At 39.1% G+C, this 13,314-nt stretch carries 11 protein-coding genes; all 11 read left to right on the top strand.

Annotated elements, in window-relative coordinates:
• Positions 1-145: 145 nt before the first annotated feature.
• The 11 genes from QD47_RS27225 to QD47_RS30300 all read left to right on the top strand — a co-directional run bounded on the left by QD47_RS27225 (position 146) and on the right by QD47_RS30300 (position 13,084).
• The gene (locus QD47_RS27225; protein ID WP_044649064.1) at positions 146-1,552 is read left to right on the top strand and encodes a hypothetical protein; all 1,407 of its coding nucleotides are present in this window, start codon (positions 146-148) and stop codon (positions 1,550-1,552) included.
• Positions 1,553-1,790: 238 nt separating this feature from the next.
• Positions 1,791-2,957, top strand: a complete 1,167-nt coding sequence (locus tag QD47_RS27220) for a beta clamp domain-containing protein (RefSeq protein WP_044649063.1) — start codon at positions 1,791-1,793, stop codon at positions 2,955-2,957.
• Between the two features lie 320 nt (positions 2,958-3,277).
• Complete coding sequence (locus tag QD47_RS27215) at positions 3,278-3,529, top strand: hypothetical protein (RefSeq protein ID WP_044649062.1); 252 nt, start codon at positions 3,278-3,280, stop codon at positions 3,527-3,529.
• A 14-nt stretch (positions 3,530-3,543) separates the two neighbouring features.
• Positions 3,544-4,335, top strand: coding sequence for a hypothetical protein (locus tag QD47_RS27210; protein ID WP_044649061.1), 792 nt, complete (start codon positions 3,544-3,546; stop codon positions 4,333-4,335).
• Between the two features lie 249 nt (positions 4,336-4,584).
• Positions 4,585-4,980: a hypothetical protein gene (locus tag QD47_RS27205; protein WP_044649060.1), complete on the top strand. Its 396-nt coding sequence runs from the start codon at positions 4,585-4,587 to the stop codon at positions 4,978-4,980.
• A gap of 209 nt (positions 4,981-5,189) precedes the next feature.
• Positions 5,190-5,567, top strand: coding sequence for a TrbC/VirB2 family protein (locus QD47_RS27200; protein ID WP_044649059.1), 378 nt, complete (start codon positions 5,190-5,192; stop codon positions 5,565-5,567).
• A 61-nt stretch (positions 5,568-5,628) separates the two neighbouring features.
• Entirely contained in the window at positions 5,629-5,940 is a 312-nt protein-coding gene (locus QD47_RS27195) for a PrgI family mobile element protein (RefSeq protein ID WP_044649058.1), read from the top strand.
• Positions 5,941-5,958: 18 nt separating this feature from the next.
• Positions 5,959-6,843 carry a hypothetical protein gene (locus QD47_RS27190; RefSeq protein WP_044649057.1) on the top strand — a complete coding sequence of 295 codons (885 nt, stop codon included), beginning with the start codon at positions 5,959-5,961 and terminating at the stop codon, positions 6,841-6,843.
• Positions 6,824-8,893: a VirB4 family type IV secretion system protein gene (locus QD47_RS27185; protein WP_044649056.1), complete on the top strand. Its 2,070-nt coding sequence runs from the start codon at positions 6,824-6,826 to the stop codon at positions 8,891-8,893. Before QD47_RS27190 ends, QD47_RS27185 begins: the two co-directional genes overlap by 20 nt.
• Positions 8,894-11,185, top strand: coding sequence for a hypothetical protein (locus QD47_RS27180; protein ID WP_044649055.1), 2,292 nt, complete (start codon positions 8,894-8,896; stop codon positions 11,183-11,185).
• An 18-nt stretch (positions 11,186-11,203) separates the two neighbouring features.
• Positions 11,204-13,084 (top strand): bifunctional lytic transglycosylase/C40 family peptidase, encoded by a 1,881-nt coding sequence (locus QD47_RS30300; RefSeq protein ID WP_235332379.1) that lies wholly within the window; start codon positions 11,204-11,206, stop codon positions 13,082-13,084.
• The last annotated feature ends 230 nt before the right edge of the window (positions 13,085-13,314 follow it).

The following is a 13,314-nucleotide window of genomic DNA, read 5'->3' as shown; positions in this document are numbered from 1 at the left end:
GGATTAAAGTACACAACTATATTGTATATCGTTTAGGTAGAAAAAGTTGTATTTTACTCGTTAGTACACAACTTTATTGTATATTACAAAATCGCAAAATCAGTGTAAACGTAGACACACCAAGGGGTGCCAGTACACAACTCTATTGTCTGTAGACAATTTTAAAGATAAGGGTGAAGCGTGGGCATTTCCAGTTTCTGAATTGAGAACTTTGATGATGCGCATGCTTTATGATGCAAATTTTCGAGAACCCATCAGAAAGAAGCGTATAAAAGAATTGGATACGATCAATCCTTTTACGGGGAGACATCATAATGCTCTAGAACAATTAGAGATTTTTAACGAAACGGATGAGCTACAGGATACTGTTTATGACTCACTTTGCATCGGTGGCTTCCCGGCCAATCCAGATCTAAAATTAGGTAGTTTTTCATTACAAGCTCGGATCTTCTTGTTGAAAAACGCACTTTTTTTTCAGGAGAAGGCGGGTCTCGAATTTGTAACAGGAGATGACATTAATTATATCAAGGCAGTGTGGAAAGAAGAACTCGGATGGATTGATAATGAGTCTGATGTTCAACTAGAATACATCCCATATCTGGGAGCTCTTGTTTTAGATCGTAATTACAATTTAAACCACCGTGAAACCACAATACCTAATCTCGTTATAGATCCACGGTACTATGCTAGGGAAACAACAAGGTATTCATTAGAAGAGAATATTGAAGGGCTCAACATTTTGAATTATAGCCCCAGTGCTGACTACCATTTCATTTATTATATAACCACTGATTTTGGGGGTGGCGAGTATGAGATTTGGGAGACATTTGAAAATGCAAAGAGAAATATGGGCTTTGCAGTTCCATTCTATTGGCACCCTGTTGCAGCTTCTGGTGAGAAGGGTAGTAAAGTATATTGGAATAATGTTACTGTTGTCGTTTGTCGCCCTGAAATACGGTCATTAAAAGATGCTAGAGCTTTCGTAGAAGATTATATAGCAGCAGGTAGCAAAACAGCAAAGCCTGGAATTGCTGACAGGGAGAACATCTATTGGAGATTGATTAAAAATAAAAGCAAAAATGCAGCCCGGCAATTGATCTTATCAGTTGGTGACCAACCCAATCACATTCCCTTATCAATTAAAGCTTACTATAATTTATCTGATGAAGTGATTATACTGGCATCGAAAATAATAAAATCCAAAGGTAGTTCGACACTATATGAAACGAATCCTGAAAGTGTGAGGGAAGAATGCCTCAAGTCGAATGTTTGGGAAAAAGTATTTAGAATTCTTATGTCTGAGTGTTCAACAACTTATTCAGGGCAAAAATTTTTGCTAGATAAAGGATTTCACCCTCTTGTTGTTCCAGAAACTATAAAAGAAAAATTTGTTCTCTCAGATAGTGAACTATATTGGAATTATCAAATGAAGAAATATGGAGAACAGGAAGTGATTAATATTTTAGCTATTTTAAATTCGCATTTACATTTTGAATTACCAAGCGGTCTTTCTAGAATGGAGAAAGATAGAATATTAAAAGCTAAGGAGTAACTTGATATCAATTGGAAATTGAATTATTATTTAAGTAGTTCATTGTTTGTTTCTTACTCTTGCCATGCGGCTTAAAGAGGTATATGTGTAAGATTTCGCCCTGTGGGTGACTGTAGCATTTTTATGCTTATGTCATTCACAGGGCTTTTTTGCGCTGCTCACATTCTGGTCTTCTTCATGAGCTTTATCCCCAGCGCAAGCCAGATAAAGAATAAACCACTATCAGGAGGTAATGAAAATGTTCAAGATTAATTCGAATATTTTGCAATCTGTTGTTACAGCGATGGCTAAAGCCGTGAAGGATTCCGGAATTGGTGAACGAAATGTTTATATTAAAAATATTGAGATTGGTATTGTATCGTTTTATTTCAATTCCCCTGAGCTCTCAGCGGAGAAGCGTATTCCAGCTCAAATTGAAAGTAATTTTACAGTTACAATTAGTATGAGAGAACTTGCCAAAAAAGTAGCAGGACTTCCCAATAATGAGGAAGTAGAATTCAAAAATGTACAATCAGAAGATGGTAATGGTCAACATGTTGAAATGTTATGGGGGAGTAATGGGAGACGAAGTAATATTTCTGTTCAAACCCTTAATGAGGAGACTGAATTCTTAGAAGTTCCAGCTCTGAGTGAAAAAGTTCTGTGGGGCCCTCATCTTCTCTCTCAACTCGTTAGCAAGTTCAAGGCCTTTACCTTAAAATCAATGAGCGAAGAGGCAAAACAAACCCCTGTTTTATCTGGAATTTCTATGTCGCAGTCTCAAGCGGGCCAATGCACGCTAAGAGCATCCAATAGAAAGATTATGGTTAAATATACGTCAAATTATAGTTGGGTTAAAGAAGAAGTCATTCTAGATACGGCCCATTTATCAGGAGTATCCAATCTAATACCAGCAAACACAGAAGTCGAGGTAGGTGTGAGTGAAAAATCAGGCCTCGTCATCTTCCAGTCAAAGGATACCACTTGTGTTTGCCGAGTCTTGAATGGTAGTTATCCGGATACTGATAATTTGTATAAGCATGAGGTCAAATGTAAGTTTATCTTTGATCGATCGGAATTAATGGAATTATGCTCTCGGGTGCAGAAGATCACAGAGGCAGGCACGAAGATGGTTATATTTGAAAATCGGAAAAATATCGTTTTTGCAATTGTTCCCAACGTACTGGAACAGCAAATCGGTGCTTCTGTAGAAGGAGTAAAATGGAACTTTGCCGTTAATGCAGAGAAACTGTTTGATTGTGTTAAGTTTTTCGAGGCAGAAGATGAAGTGACTTTGTACATTGATGATCCTACACGAAAACCTATTACGATAGGCTGCGATGAGTTGCCTAATATCCTGATGGCCATAGCTCCATATAATATTACAGGATTGAATGCAGATATTAAGGAGTCTGTCCAGGTCTGATTATTCTGAAATCTAGGGTTGTTTATGAGGCTAGTCAATGATAAAATATTCATATAAACTTTTTTCTTTTTCCCTCCGTCATGCGACTAATGAGGGTTTATTTTAAGTAAAGTCATTCACCCCCAAAGGTGTAACTGTGTCTTTTGACGCAATTCCACTTTTGGGTTTTTTTATTTTTTGGAATCTGTGGGTTGTAAGTTTTAATGATGCAACTTTTTGTTTTTCTTCTTTTTTTACATGGCTATGCCATCCATTGACAGTAAAGCGTGTGTTCTTATAATTGGAAATGGTATAGACCTCATAATGGGAGGTTTTACAAAATGAAAAAGGAAACGTGGGAAAATACCACATATCTATCAATTGATCACGATTTTGATGAACTACAAAAATTTTTTCTTAATCAAGAACTCCTTCAAAATCATGCACGTCCTATAAACGTTCTCCGATCCATTGCGAAAGCAAAGGCTTTTAATCAGAGGGTAAGATGGGTTTTTCAGGAGGCAATGATAGTGTTAGGAATACTAATCGCTTTAGTATTTATTGAAGTAGCCCTTGTTGTCATACAACTTTAAGGGGGATGAAGACATTGGAATTAATAATCATTTTTTTAGTCTTAATTATTCCTATTGTTGTAGGCTTTTGTAGTGGTTTTTCTATCAATACAATGACTGTCGATAGGTCTGATATTCATCTGGAACATGAAATTAGCGATGAGGAACACCAAGTAAAGGGATGGATACCAACTTCATTAACTCAACAGTTAACTGAATCCAATAATGTTCAGACTCAGGATGTTTCTTCACTCCCACCAGAAGTGGAACATAGTCTATCGCAGCTTCTTGTAGAAATAGCTGTTGAGCAGGATACCTATTCTCACCCGGAAGACCAACATAGCCAAGGCTCTTTACTTCAGTATGAGGGTCATGATGAACAGATGGAAAATTTTTTACACCATTCTGAGGAAAACGAACAAATGTTGATGCCTCTGAGTGACTCGGATGTTCCTCCCCCATTACTAAGTAATGAGGAACCTAGGGAAGCACCGACTCGTAAATTACCTGATGATGAATATAATGCCATTGGCAGACTTTATGGGTACGATTTTGCGGATCAGGTAACAACAACTCCCTCATTAGGTGCTTCTCATAATGAAGTGGACATAATGATGGGAAGACTCATTTATTTAAATGATGGCTCCTGTCAGTTAATATATAACAGAAAATCGATTTCATTAAGAGGGCCAAAAGTTAATAGGGAAATGGATGGAGAAGTTATTATGGTCAAGGGTTTTTTCCTTGATAGAGAAATATTCATCGTGGATGAAACGGATAGGATAGAAAAAAGCAAAGAAGTCCAGGAACAAAAATATGGTAGTTAGAGGGATTTTATTGGATTCCCTCGCTTTTTTCAATCTATTTCTTAAGAAATAGATTGAAAAAAGCGAAAGTAACTTTCGCCTTATTTTGATATAGGATAATTTTCCTATGTTGGCTATCGACAATTAGCCTTAACTTGTAGTAAAATTACATCACAGGATAAATTGAACATTCATTTGAATATTCATACTTGGATTGAATTACATACTTTTAAAGACAATAGCAGGTATTTTTGAGGGGGAGTTAGGTTGATGTCAGCATATAAGCATAATCGGGGTGGCAGTGAAATTCTAAGTAATAACAAGTTAATTGACCAGATTCGCCTTTGTATCATTGGGGATTACAACCAAAAACTATTTAGCGATTTTCCAAATGGGCATGGGGAAATTGAATACCATGTTCGTGGTGGGCAACTCCAGAGGAATATTCAGATCCGCAAATTAAGTCTCTTAGAGGAAGATGTTAAGGATGTTGCATTTTCACGCAAGGGCCTAGAAATTCTTTTGAGAAAAACTGAGGAGCGTTTGAAAAAATGGAAGCCTCTGGACTATGCTACAATAAGATTAAAGATTTATCTGGATGGGAGTGGTGACATAAAGGATATCACCATTTCTGTCCAGGTTGAGCAACACTTTAAAAGATTATAACTTGACAAAAGTATTAGAACCAATGATAATGTTCGCAGGGTACACTCCTTTCAACTGAATATTTTATTAGAGCGGAAGCACCGCCTATTTTGGGTCAGCACTGACCTGAATTAGGCGGTGCTTTTTTTGCGTTTTCAGGAATGGAGTGGTTATTTTCGTAGGTCTTTTGATAATGGGTGGCTCGAAAAAACGAAGGGAGATTGAAAAGGTTGAAAAAAAAGGTTTGGAGTATTTTTTTGTTCTTATTGGTTTGCATGACAGTTATAGCCCCATTGACTGCATTTGCGGCAACGGGTGAGGTTTCATGCTCAGATGCTTTTGGTGCATCTTCAGGATCTGCAGATTCTACAATTAAGAACACGTTACAATCTGTTATCAAAATCATTGGTGGTGTTGGAGGACTTTTATTTACCCTGGCTGTAATGGTCATCGCCATCATGATCATTTTTGGCTCTATCAGCGTGCAAAAACGTGGTTCATATTGGACTGCACTGATCGGATGTTTCTGCGGAGCCTTCGTATTCTTTGGTGGTTATAAGTTTGCTGGAGCAATTGCCGAGCTCGCTCAAAATGGATCGTCTTGTTAATATGCAGCATTTCGAGTGGTAATCTCCCGCTCGAAATGTTTTTTCTGTGGAGGAGAGCGCAATGAACGAAATACTAGTGCCAATTGATATAACGCAAGAAGAGAAGAGTGTTTTAGCAATTTTTTCTTTGCGTCAATTTTTCTTGGTGGTGCCTGTTGGTTTTCTAATGATTGCATTCATCATGTGGGGAAACATCCCTTTTATAGCTGGATTAACTGACTTTATTGTTCGACTTGTTTTGTTTTTATTTGTAACCGGATTTGCTGTACTATTAGCTTTTTTCAAACTTGATAAGTACGAAATGTATTTAAGTGATTTTATAAAAGTGAGTTGGCAATTTGCCAGATCTCAGAAAACATATCTGTCCTGGTAAAAAGGGGGGCGTTGCATTGTGGATGGTTTTGATATATTAATTTACTGCACTATGGGCCTCTTGGTTTTGACTTTCGTTTTTGTGATTTTTGCGAAGAAACGAATGGATCGTAATGAGCCGGTTTTTGGCTGGGCTAGAAAGCAACATTTGCAGGAAAATAATTTGGCTCATGGAGCTATTGCCGGTACACCAAAACTAAAAAAAGGCTCTGAAAGGGTTATAGATATGCTGGGTCTTGAAGATATTCAATCCGGTATCTTCGAGAAAAAGCACAATGAGTACAGCGTGGTATTGGAAGCTAGTTCGGTAAATTACGACTTGCTCTCCGAAGGAGCGAGGCAAGCTATTATTCTTGGATACAGTTCTTTATTTAGAGTTATTCGTTTCCCGGTCCAAATTTTAGGTCAGGCCGTTACACAAGATCTTCGAAAAGAAGAAGAAAGATTTAATTCCAATTTGAGTCAATGTAATATACAAACTCGTGAGTACAATAAATTGGTAATTCAACATATCAAAGAGCGGTCCCAAGATGAGTTTCGTATCTCTCGCAAAGTTTATTACATTGTTTCCTATGTTCCTCAAACTGGTAGAATGGGATCTTTATCTCCAAAAGATAAGGCCAAAGATATTCGAGATGAGCTGTACCAAAGAGCTTGGACAGTCGTTCAAATGTTGCGGCAAAGTGACATTGATTCGGAGATTCTGGATAGTCTTGGCGCCATGGAATTGATGAAACGCGCATTAAACAGGGATCGGATGGTTGTAAATCCTATTCATGATGTGATAGATCGTGAAAAACTCAGCTCTCTTTATGTAACGATTGACCCAACAACCCTGCCAGGGTATGAAGAGCTGGTAATCGATGTGGAGGAGGTACGGGACTATGCTAAAGAAGCTATTTAACAGAAAGAAACACGTCACGAAAAATGATTCGTCTCTATCTGACCAAATTTCGATGGATAAAGGAAAAGGCGATTCACGAGAACTCTCCTTCCCAAGTATGATTGATAATCTTGCAAATGAAGGAATTACTTTTGAAAAGGATCATTTTGAGATTCAAACGGGGTTAGGCGATGTGAAATATGGACGGTCATTTTTTATTAAACCTTCCGGATATCCAAGAACGGTTAGAATTGGCTGGCTTGAAGGTTTATTCTCCGGTGATGACATGGATGTATCCGTTCATATTGAACCACTTGATCGGACGGCAGCGATTAAGAAGTTACAGAAAAAGATAGACGAATTTGAGACCGTTGTCTATTCAGCAGCAAATCGCAATGAAGGGGCAAAAATTGAAGATTCTATGCAAAAACGTGAAGATGCTAAATTTTTGCAGAGACAAATCAAGAATAATCAGAACGGACTTTACTATGTATCCGTACAAGGGACAATTTTTGCGAGTAATTTGAATGATTTGAATGCGAAATCGCGAGAAATCGAACGTATTTTAGGCGGGGAATCCATAGAGATCATTAACGCTTATGGTCGACAAAAAGATGGGTTCTTGTCCTGTTTACCGCTCGGAAAAAATTACTTAGAAAAAACGGATCGCAACCTTGACCAATTGTCGTTAACAGCCATATTCCCTCACGCTAGTTCTAAACTTAATCATAAGGGTGGCTTTCCTATAGGTCGTTTTGGACGAGATTATGTTTACTACAATAATTTCGACATTAGTCTAAATAATTATAGTATGGGTATCTTTGGTGTCTCAGGGTCCGGTAAGTCTGTATTGGTCAAGCAGATCATTGGGCGAGGATTCATGGATGGGATCATGAAGAACGTAATTATCGACTGTGAACCTGAATACATCGCATTGACGAAGGTACTCGGAGGCATTGTCATACCCATATATCCATCAAAATCAGAGCAAGCTAGCAGGATCAATCCATTTGATATATTCCCTGAAAAGGAAATCATTAATAAAGGGGAAGAACACGAGTACACAGTCGAAAAGATCAATATTAATGAAAAAGTTAAAGAACTTTTGGAGTTCTTCAAAGTCATGAAAGAATCGTTGACTCGTGATTCTCATGGGTTAACACCGATTGAAATTGAGGTTTTGGATGATGTCTTGGAGGAAATGTATCTTTCAAGAGGGATTACAGAAGATCCAGATAGTATTTACGAAAACGTGGAAGATATCGATTCTGAGGGAAGAATCACTTACCGTCGCAAGTATATTGACATGCCAACAATTTCAGAAACATACGAAAAATTATGTAAAATTCGGGATGAACATTATCCTGAGATTAAAGAGCTGTGTACAATTGTTCATTTGTTCACACGAAAAAAAGCTTTTGGAATGTTCGATGGTCAAACACAGATTGTTTCAGATTCTGGGATTTCGCTTGACGAAGCACCTGTAGTCACCTTTGATATTTCGAAGTTGAGTTCAAATGGTATAGAAAGACCACTTGCTCAGCATGTTCTAATGACATGGGTGTGGAATAGATTTATTGTTTCTGATCCAAAAGTGAAAAAAAGAGTCATCATTGATGAGGCATGGATGATGATTAAATACAATACGATGATGGAATGGTTGAAGCAGCTGTCTGCACGAGGGCGGAAATGGAACGTTTCTCTTACACTTGTCAGCCAACGTTATGAAATGTTTGATCGAACGGAAGCAGCCCGAGATGTCGTGGCCCAGTTCGAAACGGTATGCTTCTTGAAGCAATCTGACCAAGATATCATGCCAATATTAAATACGTATCGATTATCTGAAGATGTTGGAAATATGATACGTACGGCAAATACCGGAGATGTGATCATGAAAGCAGGTAAACAGATTGTAAGTTTTAGGTCTGAGCCTACACCTGATGAATGGGCCTATCTGAACACGAATCAAAATATACAGATGGGACCGCCTCCTAAAAAGATAGCTTCTAGGGAGGACATGATTGATTTCCTTGAGCGGCAGGTTAACCCTGAGGGAGAGGAAGTGGCTTAAGTGAAGCGCAGATTGTCAATGGTTTTACTAGCCGCATTTTTCTCAATATTTCTCCTTCAGAATACGACTTTTGCGGCCAATGATACAAGCCTTTTAGGCCCTATTGGTTCTACACAAGGTTCTGGTGATGGAAAATTATTCGACGATTCTAAGTTAGAGCAAATGGAAAAGGATAAAGAAAATGCGAACCTAACTGATGGGATTATGCTTGGATTCATTTTAAGTCTATTTAAAACAGTTCACATCAGCAGCTTGCCTGCTCTTATTTTTGGAAATCCATATGGCGATTCAGGAACCTTGAATTATGGAATCTTTAGCCAGGGTGAAATGGACAAAATTATCAATCCTTTAATAGGGTTGCTTACAGGTTTGTATGGATTAATATTAACAGCTGCAATTATGGTATCATCAGCAAAATTCGGTTTAAAAGCATATTCCCCACAAGCCAAAGCTGACTTTTGGACTGATATAAATATGTGGGTACTATCGGCTTTTTTCATGGGAAGCTTTTGGTTGATTTTTAAGGTCATGATGAGCCTGAACCTCGCTTTAGTGTCATCATTGTACGATACCTTGCAGGGAACAGGTGTAGACACGAACGGGGTATCTCTAATAGCGAGTGCAGGAAGTTTTAATATCGGTAATGCAATTGTTTATCTGGCTGAATTTGGTCTGACGTTGTATCTTAACATCATTTATATTGCTAGAAAAGTAATCATTATCTTTTTAGTAGTATTATCTCCCTTTGCTGCTTACAGTTTAATATTTCCGAAAACTAGAGCGTTTTTTGGAACATGGATGAAAGAACTAGCCGGCAATATATTCCTTCAATCAGTTCATGCAATTACAATTTTCGTCTTCGCTGAACTATCGAGTATGGCTGGAGGGGGAGCGGCTAATTTCTTTGCCATTATTTATAAGCTGGGACTACTGATTATGTTTATCCCGATAACAGGAATGATTTCCAGATGGTTGAACTTGGGAGATTCAAGTTCCAAGCTTGGTCAAACCGCTACTATGATGGGAGCTGGCTCTGTGGCTGGGGCTATGATGTTGGCCAAGGGCGCTGGAAACATGATGGGGGGCAACCGAGCTGGTGCTTCGGCTGCTGGGGGTATGATGGGAGCTGGAGGATCAAGTAGTCCGGGTATCCCTGGTCCTGGGGTTGATATGGGGAATGATGCAGGAATGACGGCTCTCTCAATGGCAGCGAAAGGTAGCTCAGGCTGGCATAAATTTAAATCGATAGCTGGTAAGTTTGGTGCCGGAGCTGGTGGAGCTATGGGAGTGACTCTTGGACCAGCTGGAGTGGCAGTCGGGGCGAAACTAGGTTCTTCGGCCGTTACAACCAGTATGCAAGGAGCTCGCAATGTAAGTGCTGGGCTTGCAAATACAACAAGAACGGCTAAGTCCGCTTTCTTTCCTGAAGGTATAAAAAAAGCATATCAATCGGCTTCAGCTGAGGGATCTGGAATTGCAAACAATTTGAAAGCCCTAGGTTCCATGGGTAAAGAGAATTTTTCGAACATGTGGAGTAATTTGGGCGAGCGACGAAAATTTATGGGTAACATGGGTGAGTCTGTTGGAAGCATGGTTGGTGCCGGTGGCTTTGGACAAAAGGTAGGTCATATGCTGTCTGGAGCAAGTAGAGGCCGAATTCAAGGTGCTAGTGAGATGTTTGGCGGTATGAACGACATGCAACTGCCTGATCTCGCAAAAAAGTATGCTGGACAAAATGCTACTTGGGAACAAAGCAATAGTGGATCTGCATTTTATGTCCAAACCCCTACGGGAAAACAACGGATTAGTAGTTATGGTGCAGCTGATCCCACCCTAAAAAGAGGAGAAACCAGGGCAGCGGATTACAAGTTCCCAGGGCACAACGAGAAATATGAGCGTCAGCCGAATGGGTCTTATCGACTACCTGCTCCTCAGAATATACCAGGTCCATTTGGAGCTCAAAGTGTAAATGCTGGTCCAGTTGGGTTACCAGGCGGTTCAAACGAAAATCTCACAAGAACTTCAGGGGCATACATCAGGGGCCGAGATGGGTCAAGGTATGAGGACAATCGGGTTGATGTTGGCAAGTTTAGTCCAGATAGTTACTTTTCCCACAATGTAAAAGGTGCTGATCGTAGAGATTGGTCCGATAAGGGTGCAGACCTTTTGTCCCGCAAAACGCAATCAAATACTCAATATTCCCCTCCTGCAAATAAAATGAAGAGTTTAAACAGTATGGCTAAACAGGCTTCACACGAAAAAGGCCGAGTGAAGAACAAAATTGTGCTTTAGATTTAATGTGAGGATGATTTGGATAGCTTCCAAATCATCCTCATGTTGTATGAAATGGACGGTGGTGAAATGAACGCACAGGATCTAGCGAATGATGCTGCCGGGCAAGCAGGAGGAGCCGGAAAGAAAATTGCAGGGAAGGTGGCAAGGAAAGCAGCAGGGAAAGCAGCGAAATTTCTAAAAAAACTAGCTAAGGATTTCATTAAGAAATTATTGCTGGCATTAGGAAAGAGTTTATTAGCCTTTATTGGACCTTATGGGCTAGCCATAATTGCTGTAGTGATACTTATTGCTGTCATACTAACAGCAATCCCTTATTCAGACTGGTTTCTGGGAGGGGGCTCCAGAACAGAAGCTCAGAAGAAGGCTGATATTGAATATGAGCAAAAATTTAAACTTGCTGCTGATAAAACAGTAGAAGAAATAAACGGAATAGATGCAGAGTCATCATGGAAGGCTCAACTCATAAATACGATAAAACCTAGTTGGGGGATACCTTCAGCACTGGTTAGATATCATATTGTTGCAAAGGGTAAAAAGGTAGAATATTCAGATTATGATCCTGATGAATTAATTGAGTATTTTAAACCCAAATATAAATATACGACTATTAAAAATGATAAAGAGTGGACAAAAACTATCACTGCATGTGCAAACACAGGGACTGACATAGAATATTCAACTTATATTAGGGAAGACCACGATGTTCTATCAAAAGTTAGCTTTGATTATGGGGAAATGGTAATTAAGCCTTTAAAAAGATATTACCCTGGTGGTGGTACTACTAGACCGAGTGAATGGGAGCTTGTATGGAGAGATAAAAGCGATGATTGTACCGTTACTCGTTATCGACAATACGAAAAAACGATGGTCGACGATCGATTTGTACCATCACTCAACATAGATGTTCCACAGTTCCAAAAGGTACTTATCAATCAGGGCATTAAAAAAACAGATATGAAATTGGTATACGAATTTATCAAAACTGCAGATCCAAGTTGGAACTCTATGCTGTATGGTGGTTACAGGGGTATTAATGCAGGTACCTATTTTGGACAAGCCCAGGTTACAGATGCCGTTATGCGGTACGAATCCTTGGTTCGTAAATATGCGGAAATGAACGGTGTTGAAGACCAAGTAAATCTTATATTGGCATTAATTCAACAAGAATCTGGGGGGAATTCCTTGGATGTTATGCAGTCTTCTGAGTCCGCAGGATTACCACCCAATACGTTAACAGATCCAGAGATATCAATTATGTATGGAGTTCGTCATTTCGCAGCAGTATTTAGGTCAGCAGGGGGGGATATCAAGTTAACTCTCCAAGCATACAACTTTGGAGGCGGGTTTATTGATTATGCAAAAAAACGAGGAGGTTATTCAAAAGAAAACGCTGTTGCTTTTAGTGAAATGATGGCCGATAAAAATGGTTGGAGAAGATACGGTGACGTGAACTACGTAGAACATGTCCTTAGGTATTATTCGGATACTGGTAGTTTACAGGTAAGTTCAGATGGACAGATTTTTGACGTGCAGGAAGTACTTAATGTTATGAGCAAATACATGGGTATGCCATATGTTTGGGGAGGACGAAGACCGGAGCATGGTGGATTTGATTGTTCTGGAATCTTAGAATATTCCTTTAATAAGATAGGGATTAGTATATATGGTACCGCGCAAATGCAGTATAACAAAACGGTACCCGTGAATGCTTCAGAAGCTTCGCCTGGTGACCTTGTATTCTGGGTAACTAAGGGAAATACACCTACCCATGTTGGTATGTATCTTGGCAACGATAAATTTATTAACTCTAACAATAGCCATGGACTTAGCATTTCTTCGATAAATACCTGGAACAAACTTTATCCTTTCTTGGGATATAGACGGATTGTAAAATAATCAAATAGTTAGCCTGAATAGATCATCTATATAGAACGCAATTAATAAGCTACCAAATTCACTTCAACCGCCAAATCGGGTAATAAAGGGTAACTCCCCACAAGGCGGCGATGAAGATGAACAATGAGGAAATCGAGTATTTGAATACAGCGATGAAAAAGGTATCAGACAAACGACTCTACGAAAGGTATCTGGCGGTCCGACTTCGTCTGGAAGGCCATACACTGAAA

The sequence above is a fragment of the Paenibacillus terrae genome (assembly GCF_000943545.1).
GTDB lineage: Bacteria > Bacillota > Bacilli > Paenibacillales > Paenibacillaceae > Paenibacillus > Paenibacillus terrae_A.
Note: the sequence above shows the minus strand (reverse complement) of the source record. Positions and strands in the feature narration are given on the sequence as shown.